The 18380-nt window shown below is 69.1% G+C and carries 19 protein-coding genes; 11 read left to right on the top strand and 8 right to left on the bottom strand.

Going from position 1 to position 18380, the window contains the following annotated elements; genetic code table 11:
* Position 1: 1 nt before the first annotated feature.
* Positions 2–1231: a glutathionylspermidine synthase family protein gene (locus tag OG618_RS20530; protein WP_329488991.1), complete on the top strand. Its 1230-nt coding sequence runs from the start codon at positions 2–4 to the stop codon at positions 1229–1231.
* 63 nt (positions 1232–1294) lie between these two features.
* Here the strand turns inward: OG618_RS20530 and OG618_RS20525 are convergent, their stop codons facing one another.
* Positions 1295–1780 carry an LURP-one-related/scramblase family protein gene (locus tag OG618_RS20525; protein WP_329488990.1) on the bottom strand — a complete coding sequence of 162 codons (486 nt, stop codon included), beginning with the start codon at positions 1778–1780 and terminating at the stop codon, positions 1295–1297.
* Positions 1781–1962: 182 nt separating this feature from the next.
* On the opposite strand from OG618_RS20525, the gene OG618_RS20520 reads away from it, so the two are divergent.
* From OG618_RS20520 to OG618_RS20500, 5 genes are all read left to right on the top strand, one after another.
* Positions 1963–2445: a GNAT family N-acetyltransferase gene (locus OG618_RS20520; RefSeq protein WP_329492190.1), complete on the top strand. Its 483-nt coding sequence runs from the start codon at positions 1963–1965 to the stop codon at positions 2443–2445.
* 193 nt (positions 2446–2638) lie between these two features.
* Positions 2639–3793, top strand: a complete 1155-nt coding sequence (locus OG618_RS20515) for an acyltransferase family protein (RefSeq protein ID WP_329488989.1) — start codon at positions 2639–2641, stop codon at positions 3791–3793.
* An 87-nt stretch (positions 3794–3880) separates the two neighbouring features.
* Positions 3881–4021: a hypothetical protein gene (locus OG618_RS20510; protein WP_329492411.1), complete on the top strand. Its 141-nt coding sequence runs from the start codon at positions 3881–3883 to the stop codon at positions 4019–4021.
* Between the two features lie 21 nt (positions 4022–4042).
* On the top strand, positions 4043–5578 hold the full coding sequence (locus tag OG618_RS20505; RefSeq protein WP_329488988.1) for a recombinase family protein: 1536 nt from the start codon (positions 4043–4045) through the stop codon (positions 5576–5578).
* Positions 5579–6355: 777 nt separating this feature from the next.
* Positions 6356–6931: a recombinase family protein gene (locus OG618_RS20500; RefSeq protein ID WP_329488987.1), complete on the top strand. Its 576-nt coding sequence runs from the start codon at positions 6356–6358 to the stop codon at positions 6929–6931.
* 57 nt (positions 6932–6988) lie between these two features.
* Here OG618_RS20500 and OG618_RS20495 read toward each other — a convergent pair whose 3' ends face one another.
* Positions 6989–7195 carry a hypothetical protein gene (locus OG618_RS20495; RefSeq protein WP_329488986.1) on the bottom strand — a complete coding sequence of 69 codons (207 nt, stop codon included), beginning with the start codon at positions 7193–7195 and terminating at the stop codon, positions 6989–6991.
* Positions 7196–7679: 484 nt separating this feature from the next.
* On the opposite strand from OG618_RS20495, the gene OG618_RS20490 reads away from it, so the two are divergent.
* Together OG618_RS20490 and OG618_RS20485 are read left to right on the top strand one after the other, a co-directional pair.
* Entirely contained in the window at positions 7680–8276 is a 597-nt protein-coding gene (locus tag OG618_RS20490; protein ID WP_329488985.1) for a DUF5919 domain-containing protein, read from the top strand.
* A 69-nt stretch (positions 8277–8345) separates the two neighbouring features.
* On the top strand, positions 8346–8591 hold the full coding sequence (locus OG618_RS20485; protein ID WP_329488984.1) for a hypothetical protein: 246 nt from the start codon (positions 8346–8348) through the stop codon (positions 8589–8591).
* Positions 8592–8693: 102 nt separating this feature from the next.
* On the opposite strand, the gene OG618_RS20480 is transcribed toward OG618_RS20485, so the two are convergent.
* Both OG618_RS20480 and OG618_RS20475 read right to left on the bottom strand, forming a co-directional pair.
* Positions 8694–9578, bottom strand: a complete 885-nt coding sequence (locus tag OG618_RS20480; RefSeq protein ID WP_329488983.1) for an SMODS domain-containing nucleotidyltransferase — start codon at positions 9576–9578, stop codon at positions 8694–8696.
* Positions 9575–10096 (bottom strand): SLATT domain-containing protein, encoded by a 522-nt coding sequence (locus OG618_RS20475; protein ID WP_329488982.1) that lies wholly within the window; start codon positions 10094–10096, stop codon positions 9575–9577. Before OG618_RS20475 ends, OG618_RS20480 begins: the two co-directional genes overlap by 4 nt.
* Positions 10097–10375: 279 nt before the next feature.
* Between OG618_RS20475 and OG618_RS20470 the strand changes: the two genes are divergently transcribed.
* Positions 10376–12190 carry an NHL domain-containing thioredoxin family protein gene (locus tag OG618_RS20470; RefSeq protein ID WP_329488981.1) on the top strand — a complete coding sequence of 605 codons (1815 nt, stop codon included), beginning with the start codon at positions 10376–10378 and terminating at the stop codon, positions 12188–12190.
* A gap of 91 nt (positions 12191–12281) precedes the next feature.
* Here OG618_RS20470 and OG618_RS20465 read toward each other — a convergent pair whose 3' ends face one another.
* On the bottom strand, positions 12282–13577 hold the full coding sequence (locus OG618_RS20465; protein WP_329488980.1) for a M18 family aminopeptidase: 1296 nt from the start codon (positions 13575–13577) through the stop codon (positions 12282–12284).
* A 311-nt stretch (positions 13578–13888) separates the two neighbouring features.
* The gene (locus tag OG618_RS20460; RefSeq protein ID WP_329488979.1) at positions 13889–15718 is read right to left on the bottom strand and encodes an acyl-CoA dehydrogenase; all 1830 of its coding nucleotides are present in this window, start codon (positions 15716–15718) and stop codon (positions 13889–13891) included.
* Between the two features lie 215 nt (positions 15719–15933).
* Between OG618_RS20460 and OG618_RS20455 the strand changes: the two genes are divergently transcribed.
* Positions 15934–16446 carry an SseB family protein gene (locus OG618_RS20455; RefSeq protein WP_329488978.1) on the top strand — a complete coding sequence of 171 codons (513 nt, stop codon included), beginning with the start codon at positions 15934–15936 and terminating at the stop codon, positions 16444–16446.
* A gap of 162 nt (positions 16447–16608) precedes the next feature.
* Positions 16609–17565 carry a pirin family protein gene (locus tag OG618_RS20450; protein WP_329488977.1) on the top strand — a complete coding sequence of 319 codons (957 nt, stop codon included), beginning with the start codon at positions 16609–16611 and terminating at the stop codon, positions 17563–17565.
* 127 nt (positions 17566–17692) lie between these two features.
* Here the strand turns inward: OG618_RS20450 and OG618_RS20445 are convergent, their stop codons facing one another.
* The gene (locus tag OG618_RS20445; RefSeq protein ID WP_329488976.1) at positions 17693–17845 is read right to left on the bottom strand and encodes a hypothetical protein; all 153 of its coding nucleotides are present in this window, start codon (positions 17843–17845) and stop codon (positions 17693–17695) included.
* Between the two features lie 208 nt (positions 17846–18053).
* Positions 18054–18368 carry a hypothetical protein gene (locus OG618_RS20440; protein WP_329488975.1) on the bottom strand — a complete coding sequence of 105 codons (315 nt, stop codon included), beginning with the start codon at positions 18366–18368 and terminating at the stop codon, positions 18054–18056.
* Between the last annotated feature and the right edge of the window lie 12 nt (positions 18369–18380).

Genomic DNA, 18380 nt, shown 5'->3' with positions numbered 1-18380 from the left:
GGTGCGCCGCAGAACCATCGCCCCGCGCCCGGACTGGCTGGCCACCGTCGAGGGCCAGGGCCTGATCTACGCCATGTGCTCCGACCCCTGCAACCAGGGCGGCCCGCACGCCTACTGGGACGAGAGCGGGTACTACGAGTTCTCGCTGCCCGAGGTGGAGGCGCTGGAGGAGGTGGTCGAGGAACTGCACCTGATGTGCCTGGCGGCCGCCGACCACGTGGTCCGCACCGGCCGGTTCACGGACTACGGGATCACCGACCCCCGGCTCGCCGCGACCGTCGCCGAGTCCTGGCGGCGGCGCGCCGAACAGCCGGCCCTCTACGGGCGCTTCGACCTCGCGTACGACGGCACCGGACCGGCCAAGCTGTTCGAGTACAACGCCGACACCCCGACCTCGCTGATCGAGGCGGCCGGCCCGCAGTGGTTCTGGATGGAGGAGCGCTTCCCCGCCGCCGACCAGTGGAACTCGCTGCACGAGCGGCTGGTCGCGTCCTGGGCCCGGCAGAAGCACCTGCTGCCGTCCGGCCCGGTGCACTTCGCCCACTCGCGCGGCGACACCGAGGGCGAGGACTGGATGACCACCCTCTACCTCCAGGAGTGCGCCGAACAGGCCGGCATCGAGACGGTCGGCATCGCGATGGAGGACATCGGCTGGGACGGCCTCTCCGGCCGGTTCGTCGACCTCGAACACCGCTTCATCCGCTCGGCGTTCAAGCTCTACCCGTGGGAGTGGCTGGCCGAGGACGAGTTCGGCGAGCAGCTGCTGGACGTCATCGACCACGGCGGCGGCACCGGCTCCACCCTCTGGATCGAGCCGGCCTGGAAGATGCTGCTCTCCAACAAGGCGCTGCTGGCGGTGCTCTGGGAGCTCTACCCGGGCCACCCCAACCTGCTGCCCGCCTACCTGGACGGCCCGCGTGAACTCGCCGACCCGGGCGGCCCCGGGTACGCGGCCAAGCCGCTGCTCGGCCGGGAGGGCGCCGGCATCCGGATCGTCGGGCCGGACGGCGCCGAGACCCGGCTCGCCGACTGGGCCGGCGACCCGGACCGCTACGGCGCCGAGGGCCACTGCTACCAGCAGTACCACCCGCTGCCCGACTTCGACGGCAACCGCCCGGTGCTCGGCACCTGGGTGATCGACGGCGAGGCGGCGGGCCTCGGCATCCGCGAGACGGACGACAGCCCGATCACCCACCAGGGCGCCCGCTTCCTGCCGCACGTCATCGTCTGACCGGCCCGTGAGGGGTGCGGGTGCGGGACCGGCCGGTCCCGCACCCGTCACCGACCACCCGGGTCAGTCCTGCGCCGTCAGGTGGTCCACGCAGGCGGCGACGGCCAGCAGCAGCCCCACGTCCGCGCCGTCGGCCACCTCCACGCCGTAGGTGTCACGGATCCGGAACCACTTGCGGGAGATCCGGGCGAGCTCGTCGCCGTGCTCGTCCTCGATCCGGTAGTCCTTGTCGATCAGGTCCCCGTGGACCTTCAGCTCGCCGCCACCGGCCAGCTCCACCAGGTACTTGTCGCGGAACGGCGTGAACAGCTTCTCCCGGACGGTCGCCACCACCTCGCCGTCGGCGTCCTCGATCCTCATCGCGTCCCGGACGGTGAACGCCTTCTCCTTCACCACCGCGACCACCCGGCCGTCGGCGTCCTTCAGCTCGAAGGTGTCGCGCAGCCGCAGCACCTTGCCGTCCACCAGGAACGCCTTGTGCCCCTGATCGTCCTCGATCCAGTAGTCGTCACCGATCGCGAACAGCTTCTCCCTGACCAGGTACCGCATACCGCCTCCTTCGCGTGGACGTGCGATCCATTCGACCCGATCGGCCTCCCCGTGCGAAGCACCGCCACACGACGGAGTTGAATGGGCCCGTGGACCAGTCCGATCCGTCCGACGTCACCGCTGCCGCAGCCGTCACCGACGACACCGCCGTCACCGCCGTCACCGCCGTCACCGCCGCCGTCCTGCGTACCGAGCGCCTGGACCTGCTGCCGATCGGCCCCGAGCACGCCGAGGGGATGGCCGCCGCCCTCGCCGACCCGGACCTCTACACCTTCACCGGCGGCGGACCGGCCACCGCCGGTGACCTGCGGGCCCGCTACGCCCGGCTCGCGGCAGGCTCTCCCGATCCCGCCGAGGCCTGGGGCAACTGGGCGCTCCGGCTGCGCGCCGACGGCCGGCTGACCGGCTACGTCCAGGCCACCATCGGCCCGGACACCGCCGAGATCGCCTGGGTCCTGGGCACCCCCTGGCAGGGGCGCGGCCTCGCCACCGAGGCGGCGCGCGCCCTGCTCGACCACCTCCGGGCGTCCGGCGTCACCACCGTCCTCGCCCACGTCCACCCCGACCACCGGGCCTCCGCCGCCGTCGCCCGGGCGCTCGGCCTGCGCCCCACCGACGAGCGGCAGGACGGCGAGGTCCGCTGGCGCTCGGCGCCGCGGTCCTGAGCGCGGCCCGGTCCTGAGCGGATCCACTCCCGAGCGCGGTCCGGTCGCGAGCCGGCTCCGGGCACACGGAACCGTCACACTCCACCACCGGATGGTCAAGAACGGCCGCGGTCGGCCATGATGTCGCTGCCCTGACCGTCGGTGCCCGCACGGGTGCCCCGGCGACGACGCCCCGCCCGTCCGGAGACTCCCCATGCGCCGACTGACCCATGCCGAATTCCTCGCGATGCGGCGGTTCGACGCGCTGGACGGACTGCGCGCCGTCGCCGCCGTGATCGTCGTCTTCTTCCACTACGGCGGCCCGCAGTCCCGGTTCCTCTCCGGCTGGATCGGGGTGCACGCCTTCTTCGTCCTCTCCGGCTTCCTCATCACCACCCTGATGCTCCGGGAACGGGACCGGACCGGGCGCATATCGCTGCGGAACTTCTACATCCGGCGGGTGTTCCGGATCGTGCCGCTGTACTACCTGGGGCTGCTGATCACCATGGTCGCCGTCTACCGCTCCGGCCACGGCTGGGCGGTGCTGATGGACCACCTGCCGAACTACCTCGGCTTCATGAACGAGTACCACCTCGCCGGCGACACCCCGTACCTGCACACCTGGACCATCGGCATCGAGCAGAAGTTCTACCTGGTCTGGCCGCTCGCGCTGATCCTGGTCGGCCTGATCTCCGACCGGCTCCGCATCCCGCTCGCCGTGGCCGCGATCGCCCTCGTCCTGGTGCCGTACAACGAGACCTGGAAGGGCATGGGCCTGCACTACTCGGTGCTGCTGATCGGCGCGCTGCTCGCCGTCGTGCTGCACAGCCGCCGCGGCTTCGCCCTGCTCAGCCCGCTGACCCACCCGGTGGTCGGCGCGGTGGCCGGGGCCGGCTTCCTCGTCCTGCACGCCCACCTGCCGGACCTGACCGACCACTTCGGCAGCGAGCAGCCCACCGTCTTCCTCTTCGGCCTCGGCGTCGCCCTCCTGCTGCCCACCCTGCTCGGCCCCGGCCCGGGCCGCCTGCTGCTCTCGCTGCGCCCGCTGGTCTTCGTCGGCGAGCGCTCCTACGGCCTCTACCTGCTCCAGGCCTCGGCCGTCAGCCTCACCGCCGCCCTGGCCCCGTGGCTGCCCGGCGGCACCCCGACGTTCGCCGCCGCCGTCTGCCTGGTCGCGCTGGCCGCCGCCGACCTGCTGCACCGCCGCCTGGAGACACCGATGATCGAGGCCGGCCGCCGTCTGATCACCTGGTGCGACACCGTCTCCCGACGGGCCCGCCCCACCGTGCCCGCCCCGGCCGTCGCCCCCGACACCACCGCCGACCCCCCGGCCACCCCCGCCCTCGCCGGCAGCCCCCGCCCGGAGTGACCACCCGCCGGAAGCCCCCGGCCCCCGGGCGCACTCCCCCGCCGACCGCAGGAATGAGGAGCACCCCACGTGCGGTTTGATGGGGGTATGGCATCTCGTGCACGTGTACGCGCCCCCGAGCTGGTCGGGGCAGGCGGTTGGCTGAACACCGGCGGCAAGGACCTCACCCTCGCCGACTTCCGGGGCAAGATCACCGTCCTGGACTTCTGGAAGTCCTACACAATATAGGGATCTCCAGAGGGGGCGTACGTGCACCACCACACCCTGTGTGACCTGTACCTTCGGCTGTCCTTGGACCGGGACGGCAAGACGGCGATCGAACGGCAGGAAGCCGACTGCCGCGCATGGGCTGAGCGCAACGGCCTGACGGTCCGCAAGGTTCACATCGACCGGGGGCGCTCCGGGTTCAAGGACGTTGAGCGCAAAGGCTTCGACTCCGCCCTTGCCGCCGTCACAGCGGGCGTCGTCGGGACGCTGATCGTGTGGAAGCTGGACCGCCTGTCCCGCAAGGGCATCGGCCAGGTCGGCAAGGTCCTGGACGACATCGAGAAGGCGGGCGGCCGTTTGGTCTCCGTCGTGGACGGTCTCGACACCTCGAACGACTCGGCCCGCATGGTCGTCGCCATGCTCGCCGAACTCGCCCGCTCCGAGTCGAAGAACCTCGGCACCCGCGTGGCCCACGCGAAACGGCACCTCCGCCGACAGGGCCAGTGGATCGGCGGACGGCCCCCGTACGGGCTGTTGGTCGACCCCACCACGAAGAAGCTGGTGCACGACCCCGAGACGGCCGTCTACGCCCGCCTCATCGCGGACGACGCACTGGCCGGCAAGTCCCTGGTGCAGATCGCCCGGCTGCTCAACGAGTACGACATCCCCTCGGCCCGGGGTGGCCAGTGGAACGCCGCGAGCATCATGAACCTGGTCAAGTCGCCAGCCTTCGCCGGGCTCATGCCCGAGACCGAAACCATCGAAGCCGAGGACGGCAGCCGCAAGTTCACCAGCCGCGTGTTTCCCTACCGAGACCCTGAGACGCTGGACACCGTGAGCATCGGCGAGGGGATCGTCACGGTCGGCGAGCGCGAGCGGATCATCCGGCAGCTCGAATCCAGGACCCGCGTCCACGCGGGCAAACGTATGCCGAAGCCGAACGGCACGGCGCTGCTCACAAGCCTGGTGTTCTGCGGCGTGCCAGGGTGCGGTCGCCGGATGCACAAGGTGGGCAACAGCTACCAGTGCATGGCCCGCCGGGCGGGCAACCAGTGCCCCGGCGCCAGTGCCATGGCCGACCGGGTGGACGCGTACGTGTCCGAGCGCTTCCTGTCGCTGCTCCCCGCTCTGGAGTTGGACGACCCGTTGTTGGTGACCATCGCTGACCGGTGGGTGAAGCGAACTGACCCCGAGACCTTCGCCAAGCGAGACGCCGTAGCCGACGAGATCACCGACCAGGAAGCCCGGTTGGCCGACCTCGAAGAAGCACGCTACGTCCGTCGCGAGTTCGACCGCCCTGGTGCTCTCGACCGATACGAACGTCTCGCCACCCGGCTCCTGAGCCGCATCGACGGCCTGCGCGCCGACCTCGCCAACATCCCGCTGCCCGCCATCGACATCACTCCGATGCTGGACAGCGAATTGCTGTACCCGGCTTGGGAGGCTTCGACGCAAGATGAGAAGCGGGGTCGCCTGTCGCTGGCCATAGACGGCGTGTTCATCAGCAAGGGCGAACGCGGCAAGCGCTTCGTCCCGGAGCAGCGCGTCCGCATCAAGTGGGCAGCGATCACGGAGTAGCCGCCCTGCGCGGCCCTCTGGGCTCCGTCTGGTCCCTGGTGGTCGGGCTGGGCTTCTTCGTGCCTGCTGGCGGCCGTGTGGGCGCTCACGGTTGGCCAGCGACGGTGACGTGGTGACGGAATGACGGGTGATTCAGGTTTTCTCTAGACCACGTATGTCATAGAGAAACCAGAACTGGCCGTCATTCCGTCACCACGTCACCCGTACCACCCGCCTCCGGTCGCCGGCCAGGCGGGTACCCCCTTCCCCTCCTGCCCCAGCGCGGCAGGGAGGGAAATCTCTCGCATGGCTGATCAGCCTGTTTGCGCGGAGGGCCACCTCCCCAGGCGTCGTCACCGAGCGTCGCCATCCCCGGCCGCGCGTCACCCTCAGTGCAGGGTCGGGGCGAAAGTGCCTGAACTACACCCCTTTTCCTATTTACTTCTACTCGCGTTAGAGGGTTTAGAAAATAAGGCCCAGTACGGCACTTTGGACCCCTGGGACGAGGAGAGGGACGGGAGGGGGGTGACCCCGGGTGCACGACTCTCCGACCGCTGAGGTGCTGGGCCGCTCGGTCCGTACGGGTCTGGAGACGCGTACTCGACCTCGTCTCTTCGGAGGAGGAGGTCTCAGCACCCGCTCGTGACATTGGGTCACCCTTGCGGGCCATCTCAGAAACGATGGTTTGTGAGACGACCCGCGAACGGCGTGCCCGGGGTCGATCAAGCGTTCAAAACCCGTCTCAAAACCTTCCGAAGCCCCTTGTGGTTGTGAGACGAGTTATGAGACGCTTGGGGCATGGCGACGAACATCGGACACCTGATCGGCTACGCCCGAGTCTCCACCGACGATCAGGAGGCACAGCTTCAGCACGACGCGCTCTCCGCAGCGGGCTGCGCCCGGATCTTCACGGACAAGGCCAGCGGGAAGAACACTGACCGCCCGGAGCTTGCCGCCGCGCTGGACCACCTGCGCCCTGGCGACACGCTCTGCGTGTGGAAGCTGGACCGCTTCGCTCGGTCGCTCATCGACCTGGTGACCATGGTGGACGCGCTGTCGGCGCGGGGCATCGGCTTCAGGGTCCTGACGGGGGCGCTCGCCAGCATCGACCCGAACACTCCGGACGGCCGCCTCATGCTCCAGGTGGTCGGGGCGATGGCGGAGTTTGAGCGCAGCTTGATCAAGGACCGCACCCGCGCCGGCTTGGAGGCCGCCAGGGCGCAGGGGCGGACAGGCGGACGGCCGAACGTGCTGGACGCCGACAAACTCGCTGCGGCCCATGCCCGCCGTGCGAAGGGTGAGAGCGTGACCGTGATCGCCAAGGCGTTGGGAGTCAGCCGGGCGACCCTGTACCGGGCGCTCGGAACCGAGTAAGGAGCGGCAGGCGAGAGGGCGCCCGGGGCGGCGCCCTCTATCGTTGGCGCTCTGGACTCAACCCCGGCTTGCCTGCCAGGAGTTGAATCCGCCCGGCTGGTCATCCGGCGGGATCAGGTTGCGTAGCTTCGTGATCGCCTCCCGCCCGCCCTTGAGAGGCCGGACGAACACGCCGAAGGTGTGCACCGACATGATCCTGACCGCCTGGCCCGAACGCCGGTCGTAGGCCGTCTGCCCTGCCTGCGGTTCCCACTGCTCAGCCACGGCCAGCCACCCATCGTGACGCGTCGGTGAAGCTGTAGAAGATCACCGGCTCACCCTCGGGCCCAGTCACGGTGCGGCCAGGATCATCGCTGTCGGCGACGCCCCAGACATCGACCAGGACTCCACGCTGCGGGGGCATGGGTACAACTCTGCGGCAGGTCTCGGCCCGCATCTCTGCTGACATGTCGGCTCCACTCACTGTCCGGGTTCGTCCCCCACTGGTGTACCGGCCCGTTCGGGCGAGAACAGTAGCCAAAGCGGGGACATCCTGCCCGGCTCGGCGGTAGCGTCTGAGAACGCCCAAATGTCTCGGGGGAGTCTCTTGAACACTGCCCTGCACCGCGCTATGGGGGACGCCCGGGTGAGCGTCCGACAGCTGGCCACCCACGTGGGGGTGACACCTAAGACGGTGGAACGATGGCTGACGGATGAGGCGTTGGTCCCTCACGCTCGGAACAGGGTCGACGCGAGCGAAGCGCTAGGGGTGAGTGAAGCGATGCTGTGGCCGAACATCGTACGGACGACCCTGAAGACCGGCCCTGACCGGGAGATCGTCGCTGTCTACCCCTACCGCTCCGCCTGCACATCGGCAGCATGGGGGCAGCTGATCAGTGACGCCAGGGATGATCTGTTCTTCGCCGGTTTCACGAACTACTTCCTCTGGCTGGAGCAGCCCAACTTTCTGAGCACGCTGCGCGCCAAGGCCGAGGCCGGCTGTCGGGTGCGGTTCCTGCTGGGCGATCCGAACGGCGAGACCACGAGGCAGAGGGAACGGGTCGAGGACGTCGCCCTGACCGTCTCGACCCGTATCCGGATCACCCTGGAGAACCTGGCCAAGCTGCGCGACGCAGAGGGCCTGGAAGCCCGCTACAGCGCCGATGACGACGCAACCAACCACGTTGGCCTGTCCGTGTTCCGGTTCGACTCACAGGCCCTTGTGACGCCTCATCTGGCCCGGTTCGTCGGGCACGATTCACCGATGATGCACCTCCGCCGACAGCAGGACGGCGGGATGTTCGACCGGTTCACATCCCACGCCGAAGAACTCTGGGATCGCGGCGTTTCCGTGCCGACGACCTGACGGACGGCGGCACAGGCGCTACCGGCACAGCACCCGCCGATCCGTCCGTGCGAGAAGTGGAGGAACAGCGTGTTCGGAAACGTTGCCGGGCTGGAGCCCGAGGCAGCCGCGCAGTGGTCCGCGCTGGTCGAAGAGTATCGCCCCGTGCTCTCAAGCGAGGGTATGGAAGCGGTGCAGGCCCTCTTGGTGGAGCGTGGCACGGGCATCGTTCGGGCGGTCGCCATCACGAAGGCTCTGCTCGGATGGGAGGACACCCCACTCCTGGTCGCCCGCGAGATCGTGGAGACCAGCGCCGCCCGCATGCCGGTCCACTGAACCGCCGGTCGGCCCCGACGGATGGCTCAACACCGGTGACAAGGAACTGACCCTCGCGGACTTCGGTAGCAGGATCACCATCCTGTGACTTTCGGTTGTTTGTCACCCGAATATCGGGAAGTCGTTGCCGAGGATGATCCGCCAAAGCCTGATTGCCTCCCGGTGGTCACCCCGATTCTCGGCTGCCAGTGCGAGATCCGCCCTGTCCCGAGCCGCCTTTAGACCATCATTTACAGCATCCCTATTCGACTGGGTCAGATATGAAGAGAGGTCGCCACTAAACCCCGCCGGGTCCTGCACCGAGAGATTGTAGAGATTATAGTCGAAGAACAGTCGAAGCGCCGTCCGCGAGTTACCTCCCAGCGTGCCGTACGTGCGGGCAACCATCATTTCAAGATGGAACGAAGCCAGGCGCGAGCTGTGAGCCTTGTTCCATTTCTTGGCAAATCGGATGATCTTCTTCAGGTCGCCACTGACGGCATCGTTTCGTTCCGTCAAGTATGTCTCGTGCTTCACAGGGTTTGTGGTTAGCCAGTTCCCCGATCCATCAGGTATGCCATAGTTCCCACTTGTATATTTCTCGACCGGCGCCACATCTACGCTAAGGCCGTCGACATAGAAGAATCGAACAGCTTGACCGCGTGCGCCAACCTTGCGCACAGGAGAGTGTTCATTTAGAACCCGTCGAACCCTATACAGAAATTCAGATGAGTCGTCTCGGTACTTCTGAGCCCACAAGTCCGCATCAATATGCAGGTAGACCATGAGGTCGATGTCATCGACAGGGCGGCAGGCGGTGTTCCGACCCAGCGAACCGATGATCTTAGCCGACTGGTACCTGATGTCGCCGCCGGCAGGAAATGCCTTCCCTATGACCTTCAGGACGGCGTCTCGACGCTCACACACTTTGGTCCACGTGGCGGGCGATGGCTTCACCACAGAGTCGAACTCATTGAACGCCGAAGCAACAGTCAGCGCCATCCTCATTCATCTCCGTCCGCAGAGTAGTTTTGACCCCCACCACTGATGTTCTTCTTGGATTTCTTGTAGGCCAGCCGGCCCGGAGGATCGGACGTCTTGTTCAGCTCGTCCCGGCTGTTCGTAAGATTGCGCAACGCGTCCCGCGCATCCTCTCGGGTCAAATCGGCAAGGTCAATCGTAAGGAACTGCCGCGCGGCCGTCTGGAGCTGAAGATAGGCGTTTGCCGATGCTTGAGCCTGCGTCATCCGGCGCGAGGCATTGACTGTGGTCAATGTGGCGGTGAGGGCTGCTGAAATGAGCGCCAGGACCCCGGGCCAGATTCCGAGGTCCCCGCCGAGGGCGGTTCCACCAGAGATGGCGGCAAGCGCTGCTGCCGGAACACCAAGAAAGAGGTTGATGAGGCGCCACAGCTTTGCTTGCTCAAACTGGCCTTGCGCGCTCCACAGTGCGCTCTCATGAATGCGGTCAGCTTCCGCAGCAATGGATTGGTGCGACTCGGGCAGACCCGCGGGGATCAGTGACACGAACACCTCATCTGGCCGAAGTGCGCGAGCAAGCAGATGTGTGCTGGAGGGATATCCCGCCTGCGCTGGCAGCCGACTCTACCGAAAAGTTCCGAAAGCGGAAGATGGTGCGTCTATTTTTCCGGGCCAGCGCACCTGCAAGAGCTGCTGAGAGCCCCAGCCGCAGGGTGATGATCTCGACCAGCTTCCAACGGCCCGAGCCTGAGAACACTCACGCGAAGCCTGCCATGCCCCGCACCCTTCGGAATGCGTGATGGCCTGATGAGGTTGGATGTGTGCATGGCTTCTCGTGCACGTGTCCGCGCCCCCGAGCTGGTCGGCGCCGGTGGATGGCTCAACACAGGCGGCAAGGAACTCAAGCTTGCCGACCTGCGAGGTAAGTGTGTCGTACTAGACTTCTGGACCTTCTGCTGCATCAACTGTCTGCATGTCCTGGACGAGCTCCGTGAGCTGGAGGAGAAGCACCGCGACACCGTGGTGATCGTCGGCGTGCACTCGCCCAAGTTCGTGCACGAGGCCGACCACCAGGCCGTGGTCGACGCCGTCGCCCGGTACGAGGTGCACCACCCGGTGCTGGACGACCCGGCGCTCGCCACCTGGAAGCAGTACGCGGTGCGCGCCTGGCCGACGCTGGTGGTGATCGACCCCGAGGGGTACGTGGTCGCCCAGCACGCCGGTGAGGGGCACGCGCACGCCATCGCCCGGCTGGTGGAGGAGCTGGAGGAGGAGCACGCCGCCAAGGGCACGCTGCGCCGCGGCGACGGTCCGTACGTGGCGCCGGAGCCCACCGCGGGGGACCTCAAGTTCCCCGGCAAGGCCGTCCGGCTGCCGAACGGGCACTTCCTGGTCGCCGACTCCGGGCACCACTCGCTGGTCGAGCTGGCCGAGGACGGCGAGAGCGTCGTCCGCCGGATCGGGGACGGCGTGCGCGGCCTGGTCGACGGCACCTCCCCCCGGTTCAGCGAGCCGCAGGGCCTCGCCCTGCTCCCCGAGGGCTCGGCCTACGACGTGATCGTGGCCGACACCGTGAACCACGCGCTGCGCGGCGTCCGGCTGGCCGACGGCAGCGTCGACACCCTGGCCGGCACCGGCCGGCAGTGGTGGCAGGGCTCGGCCACCGAGGGCCCGGCCCGCGAGGTCGACCTCTCCTCGCCGTGGGACGTCGCCTGGTTCGACGGCGAGGTCTGGATCGCCATGGCCGGTGTCCACCAGCTCTGGGCGTACGACCCGGCGGCCGGCACCGTCCGGGTCGCGGCCGGCACCACCAATGAGGGCCTGGTCGACGGCCCCGCCGCCGAGGCCTGGTTCGCCCAGCCGTCCGGCCTGGCGGTCTCGGCGGACGGCGAGCGGCTCTGGGTGGCCGACTCGGAGACCTCGGCGCTGCGGTCGGTTTCACGTGAAACGAAGGCGGTCGAGACCGCCGTCGGCACCGGCCTCTTCGACTTCGGGCACCGCGACGGCGAGGCGGGGCAGGCGCTGCTCCAGCACCCGCTGGGCGTCACCGTGCTGCCCGACGGCTCGGTGGCCGTCAGCGACACCTACAACCACGCGCTGCGCCGCTTCGACCCGGCCAGCGGCGAGGTGACCACGCTCGCCACCGACCTGCGCGAGCCCTCCGGCGCGGTGCTGGTCGACGACGACATCGTGGTGATCGAGTCCGCCCGGCACCGGCTCACCCGGCTGCGGCTGCCCGAGGAGGCCGTCCGGGTCGAGTCGGTGGCGCACCGCACCCAGCGGGCCGCCACCGAGGTCGCCGCCGGCGCGTTCCAGCTGGACGTGGTCTTCTCGGCGCCCACCGGCCAGAAGCTGGACGAGCGCTACGGCCCGTCCACCCGGCTGCTGGTCAGCTCCACCCCGCCCGAGCTGCTGGTCTCCGGCGCGGGCGCGGACTCCGCGCTCTCCCGCGAGCTGGTGCTCTCCGACCAGGTGGCCGAGGGCGTGCTGCACGTCTCGGCGATGGCCGCCTCCTGCGACGACGACCCGGAGATCGAGTTCCCGTCCTGCCACGTCCACCAGCAGGACTGGGGCGTGCCGGTGAAGCTGACGGCGGACGGCACGCGCCGGCTGCCCCTGGTGCTCGCCGGGATGGAGTAGCCGCGTTCCGGGCGACGCCCGGGAACGCCGAAGGGCCCGGCCACCCGGCCGGGCCCTTCGGCGTCGGGGGCCGTGGACCCCCGGGGCGTGCTCAGCCCTCCAGGAAGGCCTTGATCGCGGACGCCAGCAGGAACGGGTCGTCCGCCCCGCACAGCTCGCGCGCCGAGTGCATGGACAGGGCCGCGATGCCGCAGTCCACCGTGCTGATCCCGAGCCGCGCCGCGGTGATCGGGCCGATCGTCGTACCGCAGGGCATGGCGTTGTTGGAGACGAAGGTCTGCCACGGCACGCCGGCCTTCTCGCAGGCCGCCGCGAAGACCGCCCGGCCGATACCGTCGGTCGCGTACCGGTTGTTGACGTTGACCTTCAGGATCGGTCCGCCGTTGGGCATCGGGTGGTGCCCCGGCTCGTGCCGCTCGCTGTAGTTCGGGTGGACGGCGTGGCCCATGTCGGAGGAGAGGCAGACGGTGCCGGCCAGCGCCCGGGCGCGGTCCTCCGGGCTGCCGCCGCGCGCGTAGACGCTGCGCTCCAGCACGTTGCCGAGCAGCGGGCTCTGCGCGCCGGTGTCCGACTCGCTGCCGGTCTCCTCGTGGTCGAAGGCGGCCAGCACCGGGATGTACGGCAGGTCGTCGCCGGCCACGGCGGCCAGCGCGGCGGTGGCCGCGTGCACCGAGAGCAGGTTGTCCAGGCGCGGGCCGGCCAGCAGCTCGCGGTCCCGGCCCAGGTAGCTGGCGGGCTGCACGTCGTGCGTCATGAGGTCCCAGCCGGCCACCTCGGCGGCGTCCACCCCGGCGCGCTGGGCGACGTAGTCGATCAGCGAACCCTCGTCGACCGGGCCGAGGCCCCAGATCGGGGTCAGGTGGCGCTGCTTGTCGAGCTTCATCCCCTCGTTGACCTGGCGGTCCAGGTGGATCGCCAGCTGCGGCACGCGCAGCAGCGGCTCGTCCAGCTGCACCAGCCGCGAGCTGCCGTCCCGCAGCGCGAGGCGCCCGGAGAGGCCGAGGTCCCGGTCGAGCCAGGTGTTCAGCGGCACGCCGCCGTAGATCTCCACCGCGACCTGTCGCCAGCCCGCCGACCCGGTGTCCGGCACCGGCTTCACCCGCAGGTTCGGGGAGTCGGTGTGGGTGCCCACGACGCGGAACGGCGTCTGCGGATCGGCGCCCTGCGGCACGTACCAGGCGATCAGCGCGCCGCCCCGGATCACGTAGCGGCCCCCGGCCGTCGCGTCCCAGGCGTCCGTCTCGGCCACCTGCCGGAATCCCGCCTTCTCCAGCCGCTCGGCGGCGCTGGCGACCGCGTGGTAGGGCGACGGTGAGGTACCGAGGAAGGCAATCAGATCATCGGTGTGCGTCCGGTCGAAGAAAGCCTGACGGGCGGCGGTCGACATGCTGCTCCTGAGTCGAGGGAGGGCTGAAGCCGGATGGGGGGTCGGCTTCGCACCTTGAGCATATGCCCGTACACGGACAGGACACTCGGATCCCCCCAACGGATGCAGAACGCGGACAGAAACGTGAACTGACGCCGCGCCGGGCCCCGCGCACCCTGCGACCGCGCCCGGTAGCGGACCGTCATCCCGGGCCCGTGACCGGGGCTGCGGCCCGTCGGGGCGGCCGGGCCCGGGCACACCGAAGGGCCCGGTCGAGGAACCGGGCCCTTCGGTGTGAGGGTGGGGTCAGGCGGTCATCGGGGGTGCGGGCGTCAGAACGCCTCCTCCGCCAGGTCCATGATCTCGCTGTCGATGCCCTCGGCGATCAGACGCTGCGAGCCGACGGTCGGCAGGATGTTCTTGGCGAAGAAGCGGGCCGCCGCGACCTTGCCCTGGTAGAAGGCGACGTCCTTCTCCGAGGCGCCGGCCTCCAGCTTGGCCAGGGCCACCGCGGCCTGGCGCAGCAGCAGCCAGCCGACCACGACGTCGCCGGAGACCATCAGCAGGCGGGTGGTGTTGAGGCCCACCTTGTACATGTTCTTGACGTCCTGCTCGACCGAGGAGAGGTCCGCCAGCAGCTTGCCGACGATCGCCTCCAGGTCGCCGGCGGCCTTGGCGAGCAGCTCGCGCTCGGCGGCCAGGGCGTCGCCGCCCGCGGCCGAGCCGAGGAACTTCTGGATCTGCTCGGACAGCGCGGTGAGCGCCTGGCCGCCGTCCTTGACGATCTTGCGGAAGAAGAAGTCCTGGCCCTGGATCGCGGTGGTGCCCTCGTAGAGGGTGTCGATCTTGGCGTCCCGGATGTACTGCTCGATCGGGTACTCCTGCAGGTAGCCGGAGCCACCGAAGGTCTGCAGGGACTGGGCGAGCTGCTCGTAGGACTTCTCCGAGCCGTAGCCCTTGACGATCGGCAGCAGCAGGTCGTTCAGGCGCTCGGCAGCTTCGTCGCTCTCGCCGCGCAGGCGGGCGGCGAGCACGTCGTCCTGGGTGGAGGCGGTGAGCAGGACCAGCGCGCGCATGCCCTCGGCGTACGCCTTCTGGGTCATCAGCGAGCGGCGCACGTCCGGGTGGTGCGTGATGGTGACGCGCGGGGCGGTCTTGTCCAGGAACTGCGAGATGTCGGCGCCCTGCACGCGCTCCTTGGCGTACTCCAGCGCGTTCAGGTAGCCGGTGGAGAGGGTGGCGATGGCCTTCGTGCCGACCATCATCCGGGCGAACTCGATGATCTTGAACATCTGGCGGATGCCGTCGACCTTCTCGCCCAGCAGCCAGCCCTTGGCCGGGTGCTTGGCGCCGAAGGTCATCTCGCAGGTGTTCGAGGCCTTGAGGCCCATCTTGTGCTCGACGTTGGTCGCGTAGACGCCGTTGCGCTCGCCGAGCTCGCCGGTCTCCCAGTCGAAGTCGTACTTCGGCACGATGAAGAGGCCGAGGCCCTTGGTGCCCGGCTTGCCGCCCTCGGGGCGGGCCAGCACCATGTGGATGATGTTCTCGGACATGTCGTGCTCGCCCGAGGTGATGAAGCGCTTCACACCCTCGATGTGCCAGGAGCCGTCCTCCTGCTTGACCGCCTTGGTGCGGCCGGCGCCGACGTCCGAACCGGCGTCCGGCTCGGTCAGCACCATGGTGGAGCCCCAGAGGCGGTCGGTCATCCGCTTGGCGACCTCCAGCTGCTCCTCGGTGCCCTCGTCGGCGATGACGCCGGCGAAGGCCGGGCCGGAGGAGTACATCCAGATGGCCGGGTTCGAGCCGAGGATCTGCTCGGCGAAGCCCCAGATCAGCGAGGACGGGGTGACCTGGCCGCCGATGGACTCCGGGATGCCCAGACGCCACCACTCGGCGTCCATGAAGGCCTGGTAGCTCTTCTTGAACGTGTCCGGGATCGGCGCGGTGTTCGTCTCCGGGTCGAAGACCGGCGGGTTGCGGTCGGTGTCGGTGTAGGAGGCGGCGAGGTCGTTCTCGGCAAGGCGCGTGATCTCGCTCAGGATGTTCTTCGCGGTCTCGACGTCCATGTCCGCGAACGGTCCGGTGCCGTAGACCTGCTCGCGGCCGAACACCTCGAAGAGGTTGAACTCCACGTCCCGCAGGTTGGACTTGTAGTGACCCATCGCCGTTTTCTCCGGTTCGTCGCTTCCGGGAGACCGCCGCGTTCGGGCGCCCCGTACCCACCAGTAGGCATCATGATGCTACCCAGCGGTAACATGTTTCAAGCCCCTGACCGTGAATCCGCTATGAACGTGGTCACGTCCCACAAGGCGGGACGGCCACTCCTTGTCAGGATCGACGCCCGCACGGGCGGGTGCGCTCCCGCTAGCCTGTCCGTGTGTACGGCTATGACCAGAACGCATACCCGGGTGATCCCTACCAGCAGCAGGCGGGACCGCAGCCGGGCATGAACGGCATGCCCGGCGCCGGCCCCGGCCCGTACGGCGAGCAGCCGCAGGCGGCGCAGCAGCAGTCCCTCTACCCCGAGCCGTCCCCGCCGTCGCTGGCGGACGCGGTCCGGGCCTTCACCACCGGCTCGATGGCGGTGGAGGACTTCCAGGCCATCTTCATCACCTCCAAGGTGCACTGCCCGCGCGGCGAGCGCCCCGGATTCCTGGCGCTGCACAACACGCCGACCCCGGTGATCCCGATGTTCAGCTCGCTGAAGGAGCTGCGCCGCTACGCCGGCAAGGACTCGAAGCACTTCACCGTCACCGGTGCCGAGGTGCTCGACCTGCTGCCGACCGGCTACGGCTTCGCGCTGGACATGGAGGGCGAGCACCGGATGGTGTTCGACGCCAAGGCGGTCGAGCAGATGGTCGACTTCACCATGCGCCGCATGTACGGCTGACGGCCCGCCCGGCCGCCGGCCCCACCGCCGCGGCCGGCGGGCCCCCGCGCAACGGGCCCCGGCCCTCCCGTCGGGACATAGTTCAATCTTCAACTTGCTTCTTGTTGAGAGTTGAACTAATCTCGTGGACGTAGGCAAGAGGAACCCCCGAAGGAGGCCGACATGCCAGCCGTGACCGTCGAAAACCCGCTCGTTCTGCCGCGTATCGCGGCGCCCGCCGCCGACTCCCGGCCGCGTCCCGTGCTGGCCGTGTCGACCGCCCCCAGCGGCTTCGAGGGCGAGGGCTTCCCGGTCCGCCGCGCCTTCGCGAAGATCAACCAGAAGTACCTGGACCCGTTCATCATGATGGACCAGATGGGCGAGGTGGACTACGCGGCCGGCGAGCCGAAGGGGACCCCCTGGCACCCGCACCGCGGCTTCGAGACGGTCACGTACATCATCGACGGGACCTTCATCCACCAGGACTCGCACGGCGGCGGCGGCGTCATCACCGACGGCGACACCCAGTGGATGACCGCCGGCTCCGGCCTGCTGCACATCGAGACCCCGCCGGAGTCGCTGGTGATGTCCGGCGGACTCTTCCACGGGCTGCAGCTCTGGGTGAACCTGCCCGCCGCGGACAAGATGATCGCGCCGAAGTACCAGGACATCCGCGGCGGCAGCGTGAAGCTGCTCGCCTCGGAGGACGGCGGCGCGCTGGTCCGCCTCATCGCCGGTGACATCGCGGGCCACCAGGGCCCCGGCGCCACCCACACGCCCATCACGATGATCCACCTGACCGTGAACCCCGGCGCCCAGGTCACCCTGCCCTGGCGGGCCGACTTCAACGGCCTGGCCTACGGCCTCGCCGGCAGCGGTTCGGCGGGCACCGAGCGGCGCCCGTTCCACCTGGGCCAGGCCGTCGTCTTCGGCGAGGGCGACTCCCTCACCATCCGGGCCGACGACGCCCAGGACTCCCGGAGCGAGGGCTTCGAGGTCGTCCTGCTCGGCGGGCAGCCGATCCGGGAGCCGGTCGCCCACTACGGCCCGTTCGTGATGAACAGCCACCGCGAGCTCCAGCAGGCCATGGAGGACTTCCAGGCCGGCCGCCTCGGCACCATCCCCGCCGGCGCCAACTGAACACCGCGGGACCGGCGTACGACCGCGGCGGCCCGCCGAACCCCGTACGGGGTTCGGCGGGCCGCCGCGCTGTCTCCCACCGCCGCCGGTACGGCGATGTGAGCCATCGTCGGATTCGGACGGACCGTCAGTCCCAGCCGTTGTTCATGGCGACCGTGACGGCCCCGCCCCGGGCACCGGTCGCCGCGTCGATCAGCGAGACGGCCGGCGCGACCAGCAGGGTGACGGACAGCACGACCGCGGCCGGAGCGATACGGCGGACGATGGCCATGGCGTTCATTGGAATTCCCCCAATTACCTGCCCGCGAGATGGCGCGGGCACTGACGTGTGAATTCGCGGCGAGCCTGATCCGGCTCGGCACTTTCGGCGGCTTCTCCTTGGTTTCCGAGGAGTTCCCCCTGCCGACACCTCTACTCTCACACGGTCGAGATGGACTGACCATGGAATCGGTAGGCCAGGGTGTTGCCATGTCACGTTGCTGCCGTCGTCACCCTTCCGCGTCCGGCTCGCCGGACAGCAGGACCTCCCCGAACTGCGGGACGAGCGTCGCCCCGACCCGGACCAGGTGCCCGCCCCGCAGGCCCGAGCAGTAGGCCAGGCAGAGCTCCCGGGCGGCCTCCTCGGCCTCCCGGACCAGGGCCCGGGAGAGGAAGAGCACGGCGCGGACCGCCCCGTCCCGGGGTTCGGCGTAGACGTGCCGCAGCCCGTGGCCGGGCTCGGCGCAGCGCAGCAGGCCGTCGCGGACCTCCTCCGCAGAGGGGCCGTCGGCCGGAATGGCCAGATCGGCCAGGACGATGTGCATGGCTACCCAGGG

The organism is Kitasatospora sp. NBC_01246, assembly GCF_036226505.1.
In the GTDB taxonomy this organism is placed as follows: Bacteria; Actinomycetota; Actinomycetes; order Streptomycetales; family Streptomycetaceae; genus Kitasatospora.
This window is presented reverse-complemented; position numbering and strand designations above follow the sequence as displayed.